At 31.3% G+C, this 16,136-nt stretch carries 13 protein-coding genes and 1 riboswitch; of the genes, 6 read left to right on the top strand and 7 right to left on the bottom strand.

Going from position 1 to position 16,136, the window contains the following annotated elements:
• The 5 genes from BN349_RS07430 to BN349_RS07405 form a co-directional block, all read left to right on the top strand.
• Positions 1–1,313 (top strand): bifunctional diguanylate cyclase/phosphodiesterase (locus BN349_RS07430; RefSeq protein ID WP_019241657.1); only part of this gene is annotated, 1,313 nt, incomplete at its 5' end.
• 1,439 nt (positions 1,314–2,752) lie between these two features.
• Positions 2,753–3,358: a TetR/AcrR family transcriptional regulator gene (locus BN349_RS07420; protein WP_019241655.1), complete on the top strand. Its 606-nt coding sequence runs from the start codon at positions 2,753–2,755 to the stop codon at positions 3,356–3,358.
• Positions 3,359–3,371: 13 nt separating this feature from the next.
• Positions 3,372–4,847, top strand: a complete 1,476-nt coding sequence (locus BN349_RS07415) for an o-succinylbenzoate--CoA ligase (RefSeq protein ID WP_019241654.1) — start codon at positions 3,372–3,374, stop codon at positions 4,845–4,847.
• Between the two features lie 97 nt (positions 4,848–4,944).
• Positions 4,945–5,955: a 3-oxoacyl-ACP synthase gene (locus tag BN349_RS07410; RefSeq protein WP_026089223.1), complete on the top strand. Its 1,011-nt coding sequence runs from the start codon at positions 4,945–4,947 to the stop codon at positions 5,953–5,955.
• A 526-nt stretch (positions 5,956–6,481) separates the two neighbouring features.
• Entirely contained in the window at positions 6,482–6,835 is a 354-nt protein-coding gene (locus tag BN349_RS07405; protein WP_019241652.1) for a VOC family protein, read from the top strand.
• Between the two features lie 688 nt (positions 6,836–7,523).
• Here the strand turns inward: BN349_RS07405 and BN349_RS07400 are convergent.
• The 4 genes from BN349_RS07400 to BN349_RS07385 form a co-directional block, all read right to left on the bottom strand.
• Positions 7,524–8,186 (bottom strand): hypothetical protein, encoded by a 663-nt coding sequence (locus tag BN349_RS07400; protein WP_019241651.1) that lies wholly within the window; start codon positions 8,184–8,186, stop codon positions 7,524–7,526.
• A gap of 309 nt (positions 8,187–8,495) precedes the next feature.
• Entirely contained in the window at positions 8,496–9,170 is a 675-nt protein-coding gene (locus BN349_RS07395; RefSeq protein ID WP_019241650.1) for an HAD family hydrolase, read from the bottom strand.
• Between the two features lie 96 nt (positions 9,171–9,266).
• A complete protein-coding gene (locus tag BN349_RS07390; protein ID WP_019241649.1) occupies positions 9,267–10,319 on the bottom strand; it encodes a peptidylprolyl isomerase in 1,053 nt (350 codons plus the stop codon).
• A 574-nt stretch (positions 10,320–10,893) separates the two neighbouring features.
• Positions 10,894–12,291 (bottom strand): amino acid permease, encoded by a 1,398-nt coding sequence (locus BN349_RS07385; RefSeq protein WP_019241648.1) that lies wholly within the window; start codon positions 12,289–12,291, stop codon positions 10,894–10,896.
• 167 nt (positions 12,292–12,458) lie between these two features.
• Positions 12,459–12,639: riboswitch (Lysine riboswitch) on the bottom strand.
• Positions 12,640–12,902: 263 nt separating this feature from the next.
• Here BN349_RS07385 and BN349_RS07380 point away from each other — a divergent pair.
• The gene (locus BN349_RS07380) at positions 12,903–13,196 is read left to right on the top strand and encodes a DUF6509 family protein (RefSeq protein WP_019241647.1); all 294 of its coding nucleotides are present in this window, start codon (positions 12,903–12,905) and stop codon (positions 13,194–13,196) included.
• 17 nt (positions 13,197–13,213) lie between these two features.
• On the opposite strand, the gene BN349_RS07375 is transcribed toward BN349_RS07380, so the two are convergent.
• The 3 genes from BN349_RS07375 to BN349_RS07365 form a co-directional block, all read right to left on the bottom strand.
• Positions 13,214–14,161: a DMT family transporter gene (locus BN349_RS07375; RefSeq protein WP_019241646.1), complete on the bottom strand. Its 948-nt coding sequence runs from the start codon at positions 14,159–14,161 to the stop codon at positions 13,214–13,216.
• Between the two features lie 176 nt (positions 14,162–14,337).
• On the bottom strand, positions 14,338–14,778 hold the full coding sequence (locus tag BN349_RS07370; RefSeq protein ID WP_019241645.1) for a hypothetical protein: 441 nt from the start codon (positions 14,776–14,778) through the stop codon (positions 14,338–14,340).
• Between the two features lie 150 nt (positions 14,779–14,928).
• Positions 14,929–16,080 (bottom strand): acyl-CoA dehydrogenase family protein, encoded by a 1,152-nt coding sequence (locus BN349_RS07365; protein WP_019241644.1) that lies wholly within the window; start codon positions 16,078–16,080, stop codon positions 14,929–14,931.
• Positions 16,081–16,136: the final 56 nt, after the last annotated feature.

Genomic DNA, 16,136 nt, shown 5'->3' with positions numbered 1-16,136 from the left:
CTACTTGTTCATTATTAATTGTCTTTCTCTATCTACAGAATAGTGATAAGGCGAAAGACCATTTAACAGACCTTTTAAATAGACAAGAGTTTATGAAAGTATTGCAAAACAAGGTAAAAGATAAAAATAAAATTCCATTTACAGTGGTTCTTGTATCTTTAAAAGATTTAAAGTTTATTAATGAGCAATTTGGTTATGTTAGCGGAGATATTTTAATGAAAGAAATTGCATCTTATTTTAAAAAAATCGTAAATCCAGCTTCTCTATTTCGCTTTAGCGATAACGGTATTTCTATCATCATAGATCAAGAAGTAAATATAGGTAGTGTTATTGCAAGAATAAGAAATCGTTTTAACAATTCTTGGTGTATTAAGGAGTGTGATTATATACTTTCAGTTAGTATAGCTGCTGTTGCATATCCTAATATCGCGAAAAATATAGAAGATATAATTAATGGGATTAATCTTGCAATAGAGACTGCAAAAGAGAATAAAGATAATTATTCTTATTGTGATTTAAAGATGATACAACGAGCAAGAAGAAAAGGTGAAATATTAAAAGAAATTAAAGAAATCCCTATCGAAAAGAATTTTCAAATCTATATGCAGCCTATTTATTCTGTAAAAAAGAATCGATTTGAGATGGGAGAAATTCTCTTAAGAATGAATAACTCGCGGATAGGAACAATTAGACCTGACGAGTTTATCCCTATTTTAGAAGAGAGTGGTCAAATTATAGAAGTTACTTATTGGATATTAGAGGAGATATGTAAAACATTACAAAAGCAGCTAAAAAAGACTACCATTACTGGTGTTGCAATAAACTTTTCCTATATACAATTCTTACAAGAAGACTTATTGTTGAAGATTTTTTACATTATTAATAAATATAAAATACCTCCCTCAATGATTATTATTGAAATTACAGAAAGTACGCTTATTGAGGATATAGACAGGATGAAACAAATAATTAATCAAATGACTGAGAAGGGATTTAGATTTGAAATTGATGATTTTGGAACAGGTTATTCAAATATTTCAACAGTTATCGATCTTCCTGTAGAAACGGTCAAACTAGATAAGTATCTTATATGGGCGGCTGAAAAAATGCCAAAATCTAAAGTAATAGTAGAAAATATTAGTTTTGCACTTAAGAAAATGAATATTGATGTACTTGCAGAGGGTGTAGAGACGGAAAGCCAAAATAATCTTGCAAAAAAACTAGGTTGTGATTATATTCAAGGCTTCTTTTATGCAAAACCAATTCCACTTGATAAAGCGCTAGAATGTTTTATAACAAAGATAGATTATTAATTTGAGAGATGGAAATAAGACATTAAATAGAGAAACTGTATTAGAAGGTAGACTTTAAGTTTATTTTCAATTGGCTCAGCTTTTACAGAAAGAAGCTTATATCAATGCTAATAATACGAACGGGTGCTTTACTTCAATATCAAGAGCTGTGATCAGCTCTTTTTTGTTATTCCACAAATGGAGCAGGTTAGCTCCATAAGAAACAAATTTTGTATAAGGTATATTGTATATATTACCTGCAAATTGGTTGTAAGGTTGGATCTAGTTAACACAAAAAAGCCCTTTTATTGGTTAAATAAATAGGTGACTGACGAATATAAGGGCTATTATCTAAAAGTCAATCAATTTCAGTAATACAATTTTAAAAGAAAGAATCTAGTTGCAGTTCTTCCTACCTTGTAATGTTAGATTATGTAAGATAAATGAATGTGTTCTAGTTATTTATCGCATTTAAATACAGTAAACAAATATATTTATAAATATCCAATAGAGGTGATTATTTCGATAACAATACAGAGCTTAAGTACCTAGTAGAAAAATGCATATAGTTGTACCTTGTAGCAAATAAGGAGCAATAAGTTCAATACAATGTTCCAAATCATGGAGGGTCCTTTGACACCCATAAAAGCGATTATCAGACCAACTGAAGAAATAATAAAAACAATTTGAGCATTAAAGTAATACAATAAACCAAAGCTAATCGGGAATGTTGAAGCTTCCAAAAATAAAACTGCAAAATAAATTAGAAATGCTATTATACTAAGAATAAAAAAATATAAAGACAGATAAGTGAATTTAAGATTTTCCATTTACACACCACATTTTTAATAATTTTAAAGAATATAATATACATTATAATTGAATGATTTGCTAAATTTATAAAGATTAAATCAACAAAATGTGAAGTGAAAATTTGTTAGCTACAAGTCATATAACGTAGATTTTATGTAATAGAATCTAGTTTTCTTATGGAGCTAAAAGGACAGGTTAGTGCAATAAGAGAAAAAGAAAATGCAACTAAATGTTGAAAAATCAGAGGCACTATTTAGAGTTTACGCTAGTAATTCAAAGTACGAATGATGAGACATAAAAAAGGTTATAAAAAAGCAATGTGAGAAATGAAATCAACGAAAGAATATAGGGAGAACATAAATGAAATGATGAACTTTAATTGTCTAAACTGTAGGTAATAGATTCGATTTTATATCCAATAAAGTGTGATCATAGGACCTATCATCCATATACAAAGTGCCTAGCCATAATAATTGAAAGAATAAAAAATAGAACTAAAAATGACTCCTTTAGGTCTATTTGTCGTTTACTTGTTAAAACAAAATGGTGATTATTTCTAAAAATTAGTTTATTAAATTTATAAAATTCAAAAAACTAATTGAAATAATTTGGAAAGTAGTTATAATACAAAGTGAGAGGTGATTCATATGTCAGAAAAAATAATTCATGATGTTAAATCTTTGACTCAAAAAGGAATCGAAACAAGAGAGAAGCTATTATTAGCAGCGGAAGAAGTCTTTGGAAAGAAAGGATATTATGAAGCATCTATTGTAAATATTACACAAGCAGCTCAAATGGCTAATGGATCTTTTTATAATTACTTTCCATCGAAGAAAGATATATTCGATGAATTAATTCGTCAATATAGTCATGAATTACGTTTAACGATTAAAGATGAAATGGCAACTGGTTCTAGTTATGAAGATTCGCAGAAAAAAGGTTTTCAAGCATTTTTTAATTGGGTTAAGAATCGACCAAATTTGTATAGCGTTGTCCAACAAGCGGTTGTTGTGGATCAATCAATCTATCGCTGGTATTACGATAAATTAGCTGCTGGTTTTATTAAAAGCCTATCAGCAGGTATGGAAGCAGGTGAATTCAAGAAGATTGATCAAGAAACAGTCGCTTACTGTTTAATGTCTATTGGGCAGTTTATGGGAATGAGATGGGTTTATTGGGAAAAGCAAGACGTTCCTGAGGAAGCATTTGATGCAGCAATGATACTAATATTCCAAGGACTTAATAATCAATAAGGGGTGGTAAGCTATGCAAGGCATTGCCTATTGGATTGAGAAGAGAGCAGTTATACATCCAGAAAGCATTGCTATCATTACAGATAAAAAACAAATCACGTATAGAGAATTAAATGAGCAAATTAATAAAACAGCTACATTTATGAGAGCAGAACTTAGGTTGAATGCAGGAGAAAGGGTAGCGATTTTATCACAAAATCGTTATGAATATATCGTACTATTATTTGCTATTGCAAAGTTAGAATGTATTGCAGTGCCATTAAATATTCGTCTCACTATAAATGAACTTAGCTTTCAATTACAAGATAGTGAAACGAGGGTTTTATTTGGTGAAGAACAATTTAAAAAGGAAGCCACATTGTTAAAGGAAAATGGATCACTTCAAGTAATAGTAGATATAGATTCAGTAAATCATTTAGAGAATGAGCATAATTTTTTTGAACCTATAAATGAAAACGCTTCCTATTTGATTTGTTATACTTCTGGCACAACAGGTAAACCCAAAGGAGCGGTGTTGACGCAGGCTAATATGTTTTGGAATGCCATTAATAATACTACAGCAATAAACTTAACATCTAATGACCGAACGATAGTATTACTTCCATTATTTCACATTGGAGGAATTGGTCTTTTTGCTTTTCCAACGCTTTTCATGGGTGGAACGATAGTTATTCCAGGTAAATTCGAACCTGAAAAAGCGTTAACTATGATGGAAGAACATCAAGTTACTATTGTCATGGGGGTACCTGCAATCCATGATGCTTTATTGCATTCCCCGTCATTTGAATTGAGAAAATTAACTTCCGTTCGTTGGTTTTATAATGGGGGTGCTCCTTGTCCTCATGAATTAATAGATGCCTTTTTTGAAAAAGGATTTTTATTTGGGCAAGGTTTTGGCATGTCAGAAACATCGCCTACTGTGTTTATGCTTTTAAAAGAAGATGCTATGCGAAAAAAAGGGTCAATTGGTAAACCCGCTCTCTTTTGTGACTTTCAACTTGTCGATCAAGAAGGGAAGTTAGTTAAGCAAGGGGACGTTGGTGAAATTGTAATAAGTGGTCCTAATGTGATGAAGGGATACTGGAATCGACCGGAGGTAACGAAAGAAACGATTCGAAATGGCTGGCTTTATACAGGTGATTTAGCGCGTGTGGATGAAGAAGGTTTCGTATATATTGTTGGTAGAAAAAAAGACATGATTATATCAGGAGGGGAAAATATATATCCACTTGAAATAGAACAAGTTTTTAATAAAATATCAGGAATAAGTGAGGTCGCTGTTATTGGTAGAATTGATGAGAAATGGGGGGAGGTCCCAATAGCGTTTGTAGTTGCAGAGGAGGGTAGTTTCTTAACTTCTGAAGTGATTATCGAACATTGTAAGCATTATTTAGCAAAGTATAAGATTCCGAAAGAAATTATATTTATACAAGAATTGCCAAAGAATGCTACAGGAAAAGTCCAAAAAAATCTACTAGACCTTAAATAAAAAAAGAGGTGATTAGGTGTCTATATTTACAATTGGTCAGCATGCTTCATGCAGTAAAACGATTACAGAGTCTGATGTTGATGAAAGGAGTAGAAATATGAGTCATATTGGAATTGAAAAAACTGGTGTTTTTTTTCCGTCTGGGATTGAAACAGCGGCTAATTTAGCAGTGAAAACCGGTATACCTGAATCTATTATTGTTGAGAAGTTTGGTCTTTATCAAAAACATGTCGCTGATTCTTCAACACATGCTTCTGATTTAGCTGTTGAAGCAGCAAAATCTATATTGAAGCAAGTCGAGCCGATGTCTATTGATGTCGTCATTTACTTTGGAAGTCCTCATAAAGATTATTATGTGTGGTCTTGTGCTCATAAAATTCAACATGAAATTGGTGCTAAGAATGCTTATGCATTTGAAATAATGAATGTGAGTTCTTGTTTTCCAATAGCGTTAAAAGTTGCGAAAGATATGCTACGTTCAGATGATGGTATCAATAATATTCTCTTAGCAGGAGGTTGTAAGGAATCACAAATTCTTGATTATGATAATCCAAGATCGCGATTTATGTTCAATTTTGCTGATGGTGGAACTGCTGCTTTAGTTAGCAGAAATGCGAGCAATAGCGAAATTTTAGAAAGCGCTATCATTACAGATGGTTCTTTTTGGGAAGATGTTCGAATACCTGCTGGAGGGTCGAAACAATTTGCGAGTGTAGATTCTGTTACAAAACGTCAGCATTTTATCGATGTTGTAAATCCTTCAAATATGAAGGAAAGACTTGATCCGGTTTCCATCCCTAACTTTGAAAAAGTCATCCGTCAAGCTCTCCACAAAAGTGGGTTAACAACAAATGATATTAAATTATTGTTACCTCTACATACGAAACGCTCCATGTTAAAACAACTCTTACAATCCTTAAATTTATCGGAAGAAAACGCTATTTATCTAGATAACTATGGTCATATGTCATCACTTGATCCATGTGTTGGTCTTCATCTTGCAAACGAACAGGGAAAGTTAAAGGCAGGTGATGTTGCTGTCGCTGTTAGCGCTGGAACAGGTTACACTTGGGCTGCGACAGTTATATGTTGGAAAGGAAAGAGTTAAATGAAATATGCCAGGCATGTTATTCTTCTTATAGGGGAATGAAATTGATAATAATCAGTTACTACCATCGGTAGCATTAGTACAAGATTCAGAAGGTTACGTGTATATAGTAGATATGGGGAACCATATGATTTTAAAGTAAACTATTCTGGAACAATAATTGATACTTATGAATCAATTTAATAAAAAGCAAGGGAACTATGAATTAGTTTCACTTGCTTTTTAATCTATATGCTAATAATTTACCAAAATTACAAAACGTTACGAACTAAGTAGTTTAGCATACACTCACCTTTATATTAAAAAAAATAAAGCTGTATCTAAGAAAGCAAGGAGAAGCTCAAAATGTTAATTTAAGTTCTACTAATCTTTTATTCTGGTCTACGATGGACTATGAAAAAGGGTGAAATCCTGCGAATACATGAGTATTTAAGAGATATTTCTTATTTTTACGAGGGAGTTCAATATGATATCTATTAAAGGATTTCACATTCTTAAATCGAATTAGAATGGATATATATTTTTTGTGGAAGGAGTTTTTATTCCAGTAAAAGACCCTGAATTGTCAGCAAATTGGTATGAAGAAATACTTGGTTTTAAAGTACTTTACATTGAAGAAGAAGCTGCTGTGATGAAGATTGCAGAACAGTCTCAAACAGTAGTATTTCTTGTAAAAACCTTAAATCATCAACCAATGAAATTTCCAAGTAATAATTTTGGTGTGGGAAAATATTATAATTTTATCCCTCAAAATATGGAAGAAACTTACAATTTTTTACTTGAACAGAATGTCAAGGTGAATCCAATAGATGAAGAAGGAAAGACTAAATTTTTTACTTTCTATGACCCAGATGGTAATCCATTAGGGGTTTGTCAGTAAAAGAATTAAGTTGTTTGGTACTTAGGAAGATTGTTTCTAGCTGCTTTTCCTTATTCAACTACCGGGAGCTAGAGCTGAAGATCAAGGCTACTAATGAGTAGTCTTTTTTTGTTATAAAACTATTGGAGTAGTTTAGTGGAAGAATAATAAACTAAAAAATAGGAATATTATTTATAAAGAAGAAACTAATCGCATTTTTCTAGGCTATATTAATTAACGAACTCATTTTATGAAAGTTGGTATAGTTTTGAACTATAATACTAAACCTACTAGTCGATTAGAAATCAAACTCAAGTACAATATGTTATGAATTAGATAATATGAATTAGATAATTAGATAATTTGATTATTCCGAATGCATGGATAGAAAAAATGTCTATCGAAACATATAAATACTATTTTGACACAACGGGGACCTTTGAATAAAAATTGAGTATACATTTTTGTGTCACTAATCATGAAATAGGGAACCTAGTATTTTATTAATATTTTTCATTCTAGTTTACATAATATATATTATAGGAAGCAATACTAAAACAACTAAATCTAGTCTCAAACTACAAGTATACTTAAGAAAGTGAGACAAAATACAAATATTTAAATAACATTTGATATTTCTTTAATAACTCATGATTCCTCTAAATAAAAAAAGAACGTATTAATAACGTTCTTTTTGTTGGAAAAAAATTTAATTGGCATTTTTAAACTCATCAATTTCAATGATAATTTTTTTGAGTTCTTTTATAGATGCTATGACATTGTGATCATATTCTAAGCTATGATTTACGCCTGGTATTAGTTTTGTTCTAATATGTGAATTAGTTTTCAATGTATTAAATCTTTTTGTATTGTAATTTGGATCTGCGTCACCAATTATACAAAAACTCTTTTGTTTTCTATTTGTAATAGATTGGAAAACTTCATCTATTTTTAATAATGGAGTTAGCCAAATTAATTTAGCCTTTCTAAATATGTCCTTTTGTGAAATATCACTCAGAGCTATCGTACCAATTGATTTTCCAATTAGATTAAATTGTTCATAGTTATTCGTAGAATTAGCTAACAAATGTGAAATTGCTGCGTTTGTGTCATATTTAATGGCTGTTATGAATTCTTCTTTTGATTTTGCTTCAAAGTGATCTTGATCATATTTGTAGTTAACCTGTAGAACATCGTAATGACTATTTAAGTAGATTCCTGTAATGTAATGAAAAAGTGGTTTTTGAGTGGTGTAACCCCATCCAGGTAAAAGGATAGCAAGTTTATTTGACTTAGAATCATTTTTCAATAACGTATAAGTAAGATCAAAATCTTCGTAACCTTGAATATGATATGTTTGATTTTCAATCATATACCTCTTCCCTTCCCCGTTCTTTACATAAATAGTTCTTTTACAAATTTTAATCAAAAAAAGAAAAAAAATACGTTAAATAGCAAAATAATTACTAACATTTTATAAAAATTTGATAAATATGCGCTTTTTAAGTGTTGAGAACAAATGTTCTGGATGCTTACATTTTGTAAATAAGTGTATTTAATTTACATTTTACGGGTGTATTTTTATGTAAAAAACGTGTAATCTACCATGATTTTACATTCATTCTTGTTTAAAAATGCCCGTTTTTCACAAGTAGAACACATGTTCTTTTTGATGTTACTTTTATTTTTGATAATAAACCATTTGGTTAATTAGTGCCGGAATCTCACTTAAATCATCAATGCTATTATCTGTTTTGAAATCTGGATATTGAAAATCTTTTTTCCAAATTGTTTTCATTCCAACGTTTTGTGCAGCGACTATATCATTTTGTGGATGATCGCCTATATATATAGCTTCGTGTGCTTCTACAGAAAGTTTATTTAACATTCGTATAAAGATTTCAGGATTTGGCTTTTTGATTCCTTCCATTTCTGAAATCGAGATAACATCAAAATAGGTTTCAATTTCTAACGCTCTTATGTTGTTCATTTGAAATGAAGTATAGCCATTTGATATGATTCCAAGTTTATACTTGCTGTTTTTTAAAGTAGTCAACATATGATGAATATTTAGGAAAGGTACACACTGTTTAGAAAAATGCTCCATATAGTCTTGCAATAATGTCTTCCAGCTGATATCAATAGTAGGAAATTCCGCTACAATTTGCTGATAAACCTTGTCTTTCCAAACATATCCCCTTGCATCTAGTTCAATAAAACGTGTGGTATAACTTTCCTTCGATAGTTGTTTTAAATGATTGTAAAGCCGCTCAAATTGATTTGAAATAAAAAACTTAACAGATTCATCCCTGTTCAATAATGTTCCATCTAAATCAAATAATATCGCTTTAATCACATCGGTTTCCCCTTTTATGTATGATGATACTCATTTTATCAGTCCATAAAATAAAACACGATATCTTCTACAAGAAAATATCGTGTTCTTCACTATTTATTCTTTTTCTAATGTGTTAGTGATCTTGTATTCTTTCTTTTTCTTTTCTAACCAAGTTGGGTATTCTTCATTTAATTTACTATCAAATAAATTTTGTTTAATTTCTTTCTTATGGTCTTCATATTTAGCTGCTTTAGCCGCTTTTTTACCCGTTACTTTGATAATATGGTAACCATAGTCTGTTTTAACTGGATCACTAATTTCTCCTTCTTTTAATGAGAATGCGGCCGTTTCGAAGGCCTCAACCATATCTCCTTTAGAGAAATAATCTAAATCCCCACCTTTTTCTGCCGAACTAGTATCGGTTGAATTTTTCTTCGCTAGTTCAGCAAAATCAGCACCATTATCTAATTCTTTTTTAATTTTTTGTGCTGTAGCTAGATCATCAACTAGAATATGACTTGCTTTTACTTGTTCTTGTTCATCAAACGAATCTTTATTTTCTTCAAAATACTCCTTCATTTCTTCATCTGTTATCTTGATTGATGGTTTAAGAAGTTTTTCTAATTTTAAGAAGTTTTCTATATCTGTTTTAAATGTTTCTAATGAAATACCACTTTGCTCTAGGGAAGCATCAAAAGCCTCCTGACCACCATATGATTGAATGAAAGATTCTAGTTCTTTATCAATGGCTTTTTGCGAAATAGTAATGTTTTCTTTTTTTGCTTCTAATTCAATAATTTTATTTTTAATTAATGTATCAACTACAGATGAACCATATTGTCCAACCATCGCATCATATACTTCTTCTTTTTTTATCTTTTCTCCACCTACTGTTGCTACAACATTCCCTTTTGTTAAAAGTGGGCTAAATGCTATTGCTAAAGCAACGATAACAGCTCCACCAATTATTAGTATTGCTTTCTTATTTTTAAATTTTGCTTTTTTTGTTGGTGTTTGAGTTTCGTTTAATGTTTCTTCAGACACATGATCTGTTGAAGTTGCGGATTCTTTCTCAACATAATCCTCTAAGTTTTTGTCAAAATCTTGATTTTCAGTTGGTTCTAAATTTTTCATATTCTCGTTGTTTGTTTCTTTTGATTCTGTCATTATCATTTCTCCATTAATCATATTTTCTTTGGTTAGGTGAAACATTGCTTTTTAAGCGGATTCTTCGTCACCTTACATAATTTCTTTTTCAAGACATTGATAATAATAACGTGAAAATATTAACAAACTATTAACAAATCGTTAATAAAACAAAAAAATATATTTTAAGTAAACACAAAAATAGTATGGTATTCTGTTGCAGAGCTTAACAATTTCTACTTGGTTGTTTATTGTATCGATACTATTTCAGCTTGTATTTCTACTCCAGTCTAACGTTAATTGAATCTGGATTAACGAAAACACCATTCTCAATATGTTCAGGAAGGTTTTGTACATTGAAATTCAAGAATTTTTCTCTACCCTCTAGATATGCCCTTTCTCCTTTAACTTATTTCATAATTTTATTACTAATAGGTAGTACATCATAATTATGAAAAGCAACTCCTTAGATTAACAATGGCTACACTTTCAACTGTCGATTAACTCCGCTTTCGAGTAAGGTTCACCGAATATTAACGTAGACGTTTCGTAAATAAAAAACACGATATTTTTATATCGTGTTTTTCGTTATAAATTATTCAATTACTTTATTTTCTTTAACATATCGATAAAATAGTATACCACTTGCTAATAAAAGCATTCCAAATAAAAAGGTTTTTAGATCGGCCGTACCTGCAATTAGTACATATACGGAGTACAAGAACGCTAGCGTACCGACTATTATATCTGTAATTCTTCCCTGACCATTTTTATATGTTTCTCCAGTAATAACGAGTTTTACTTGGAATGTCGTAGCTATAAGATATGGAATTAAATAAGATAATGTAGCGATATAAATAATAAACTCAAAAGCTTGTGAAATAGAATTTGAAATCGTTGAAAAAATAAACATTTGGCCTAAAATATTCGTACAAATTAGTGAAAAGGATGGAAATCCTTTGCTATTTTCTTTCATAAATTTAGGAATGAATAGCCCTTGTTTTGCAGCTGCACTTGGCACTTCAGCTGTTAACATAGTCCAACCAATCGTTGAACCTAATAGACTGATCAATCCTAATGCTGCTAGTAGTTTACCGCCAATCGGACCCATAACCGTAATAATGGCATCGATTAATGGTTTTTCAGACATAAGTAATTCTTCTTTTGGTAGTAATCCCATAACTAATGAACTAATTCCAATATAAATGGCTAAGGCAATAAGTAATCCAAGAATTGTCGCTTTTTTTACATCAGTTGGTTTTTTCGCACGTGAGGAAAAGACTACTGCTGATTCAACTCCTACAAAAGCCCAAAGAGTTGCAACTGCAGCGGCATTTATTTGTCCTAATAGCCCAACAGAATGACCACTAGAATTAACATTTTCGGCAACGAAAGGTGTGATATTGGAAGCTTCAAATGCGGTTAAGCCAATGATAATGAAAAAGACAAAACCACTTACTTTAGCAATTGTTGCTAATAGGTTTAGTTTACCTGCACTGCCAACTCCTCGTATAACAATAAAATGTACACCCCATAGTAATAGACTACAAACGATAAAAGTTAAAGCATTTCCTACTTTTAGAGTAAAATTACCAATCGTAAATAGTTCAGCTTGGTTTGTTAATTGCGGGAAGAAAGTGGATAAATAACTAGCAAAAGTTGTAATAATAGCAATGTTTCCAGCTAAATTCCCAATCCAATAACCCCATGTTGCCATGAACCCGGATAATTGGGCCGCTTGTGATCCTTTTTTAAATAATTCTTTCGCGTATATTTGTGGACCACCATTTAGTTCGGGCTTTCTTTTACCTAAATTCCCAAAAACTAATGTTACAAAAAGAACGCCGAGTCCTGTAAATATCCAGGCTAGCATAACGCCTGCAGGGCTTGCCACCTCGGCTAATGTACGTGGTAACATGAAGATTCCCGATCCAACCATGTTTCCAACTACTAATGAAGTTAAAATCCAAAATCCTAATTTTTGTTGTTTCATCGTATACTCCCTCTATACTTTTATGTTGTAAAGTATATACATTAGTTGTTATTAATATAGAGTAGATATCCAAACATCAGTGGTAGAGTAATTGCTATTTTTACAATAAAAAACACACCAATAAGTTGGTGTGTAATAAGAGTACAAATCAAATGGACACCAGACTTTGTTGTGATAGCTCTTCATAGCATTTAAACTATGACAGTTCTACACCTATTATGATGTAGCCCCAGTTCACTATAGCCAGAAAACTATAGCACTTCGGCGATGGTTCCTTTCCATAAACGTCTTTGAGTTTTCTGTCTCTCTGTTTATGTACTATTAAACATCGCAACCTCTACCCCACCGTGATCTGATGGAGATTCTATCATTATTAATATAATAATATAGTAATTACTTAAGATGTATATGTCAACCATTTACGCCATATCCTTTATCTTTTTATTAATTTAAAACTATTCTGAATATATAGATAAGGTTAACTTGTTAAACAGTTTATCCGGAAAGTTATGAGTAGCCGCTAATTGCTTACTTTAATTGAATATTGTCTACTTTCCTTACAAAAGCTTTAAGGATATAATAAGTTAAGGAATTGAGAAAGGATGTTTAAGATGATTACTATTACAGAATATGAAATCCAATTGATTAACGATCAATTTGGAATTTTACCCGGAAATAGATATGAGTTTTTGTTATATTTAGATGTTCCTGAAGATGATGAATTACATCATGAAAACGGAGTATATGCTAAAGTGATTTTTCTTGTCGATGGAGACAAAGAAGAGATTCTTACATATGATTTGTTTGAACGTTCAGAAAATACGCTTTTGGATTTCGAATTAGAAGATGATGAAATCTCTGTACTGAACACATTTTGTAAAGATCATTATTCTGAAGAAATGTAAAAAAAGAGTACCAGACATTAATTCTGGTGCTCTTTTTTAATTTTAATTATAGATTTCGCATTTACAAAAATGATTCCTAGAGTTACTAATATCAATCCTATAATTGCTGTAATTCCTATTGCTTCATTTAAGAAAATCCCACTTAAGAAAACCCCGAATACTGGAATAAGAAAGTTAAATAACGTTACTTTCCCTACCTGATGATATTTCAAAATGTTGTTCCAAAGTAAGAAAGCAGCGGCTGATAAAAAGGCTAAATAAAGCAACATAATTAGATCTTTAATAGAAAATGTGAAAAATGTGAAATCGGTTAGAAACATACCTAATAGAAGGAGTAACACTGAACCAATTAACATTCCATAACCTGATAGATAATGTGCTCTCCAATTGGCCAATGCACGCTTCGTTACAATATTTCCATATGCAGCAATAACTATGGAAGCAAGTACCAGCCATTCTCCATAGCCAATTGTAAAACTTACATCACCCTTTGGAATATAAGTGATGATAACTCCACAAAAACCAACAAGTAGTCCAATTACTTTGGCAGGGTAAAGATGATCATCTTTTAGTAAAAAATGAGCAAAGATGATTTGGAAAAAAGAACTTGTACCAGAAATGATACTTCCTTGGATTCCCGTTGCATGTGACAAACCGATATAAAAGAAAAAGTATTGCAAAAATGTCATCAAAATTCCTAAAACGATGATGATTTTTACAGATGATTTTTCAAATCGTAATTCATTCTTTTTACCAATTATTAAATAGAATAAAAAGATTAATAGTGCTGAAAGAAAGAATCGATAGCCTGCAAATAAGATTTGTTCGCCGACATCTGCTGGACCTATACCTAATGATTGATAACTTAATTTAATAACAGGAAACGCGCTTCCCCATAGAAATGTTGCGGTTATGGCTGATAAAGCCATCCCCCACGGATTTTGAAAGAATTTTTCAGTTTGCATCTAATTTCATACCTCGTTATTCTTCTATAAAAATATTATATTTAGTATCACGAGATATATCATACAACAAAAATAATTATTCTCCTATACAATTGACTTTAAATATACAGATAAACGATTGTAAAGGATTGTTTTAACATAGCTTTTGCACACGTAAGAATGCTTTCCTATTTGGTTTATTTATAATCTAGTTGAAATCTTTTTTTCATATCACTGCATTGTCTAATAATTTTTTCAATATAACTTTTTACTTCATCTTCTGTAAATACATAACCTTCCTCAAATCCTTGTTTCCTAATCAAGAAGTTTCCAAATAACACATCTAATAATTCCATTTCATTCATTAGTTCACCGTTCACGTCACCTGGATATTTTTCATTATTTTTAAGGTATTTTTCGATATATAAGTCATACATTTTAGAATCAACATCAGAAACGAGTAAACTTGTTTGATAAATATACTTCATTGCTCCTTCTACATGTTTCACTAATTCTGGATCAAGTAGTTTTTTATCTATATTCGGTTTTTCTTCATCTAGTAATGCTGTAGAACTCTGATGTTCAAATGGTTTAGGTTCTTTTTTTCGTTTTTTCCAAAGACTAAATTTTTCTTTCATTTTTACTCCCTCCTAACACTTATATAATATATATATCCTTAAAATAAGCTCTCAAACTCATAATATGTAAAAAAAAGAACACCAAATAAGTATTTTAGAATAACTTTTGTGGTGTTCTTAATATAAGTTTCTTCTTGAAAGATCTATTAATCATTCGGATTGCTGACAAGCTTGTTTTGCTAACAAAGAAAGTGTCATATCATCCATTGGTGGATTATGAAGGCCAGCTCTTACATCACGGTAGTATCGTTGTAATGGATTATTTCTTTGTAAGCTCTGAGCTCCAACAATTCTCATTGCTTTGTCTACAATTGAAATCGCTGAATTTGTAACAGCTTTTTTTACAGCTCCTAATTGTGTTTTAATTGCTAGATGATTTTCAGGTTGTGCTTCCCACATCGCTGCGACACTATATAAAAAGTGTCTACTTTGCAAAAGTTCTAACTCCATTTCTCCAATTAATCTTTGAACGTTTGGAAGCTCACTAATGGTCCCTTTAATGCTATTTGGTGAGTACGTTGTAGCAAATTGAATGGCATAATTACGAGCCGCTCCTGCAATTCCAATATAACAAGCGGGAATGTGTAACAGCCAGCTGTCATCAAAGTTCACATCTTTTCTTCCTTTTTCAACAAGATATTTGTCTTCAATTTTAACATTTTCAAAAATAAAGTCCTCACTTGCAGTACCTTGCATAGATATGACATCCCAAGTTTTATTAATGGTAATTCCTTTAGTGTTTCGATCAATTAAAAACCAACCAAGCTCAGCATCTTCCGTAATCCACGCACTAACAATTAGTAAATCTAAAGCAGGTGCTAAAGATGAAAAAGTCTTTCTTCCATTTATAACCCAATGTCCATTTTCTTTAGTAGCCGTAGTAGCTGGCTTCCCACCACGAGTAGGACTACCTGTTTGCGGCTCTGTTGCCAGCCGATTTATTAGGGCTCCTTTTGAAATTTTTTCGAAGGTTTCTTTTATTATATCTTCATTCCAATTTCGTTTCTTATCTTGAATTTGTATAGTAATACCTACATGCCATCCGATGGATAATGCTGTAGGCCCACAGTGCATCGCTATTTTTTCTTGTCCTAACAGAAATTCATATAAGCCTTTTCCGCTACCTCCGTATTCTATAGGTAGGGTTAATTTGGTATATCCTAACTCCTTTAAATCAGCAATATTTTGAAAAGGAAACTCTCTTTTTTCATCTAATTCTTGAGCTCTCTTTGAAAAAGCATCAAGATTTTCAGATAATTTTTCTATAAACCTTTCTTCCCAATGGTTACGAATAAAACTCATCAAAAAACCCCCTGCAATGCCTGTTATTCAACTTCTTTATAAAATGCATACTACAC

The sequence above is a fragment of the Bacillus sp. AP8 genome, assembly GCF_000321185.1.
In the GTDB taxonomy this organism is placed as follows: domain Bacteria; phylum Bacillota; class Bacilli; order Bacillales; family DSM-1321; genus Bacillus_AD; species Bacillus_AD massilioanorexius.
This window is presented reverse-complemented; position numbering and strand designations above follow the sequence as displayed.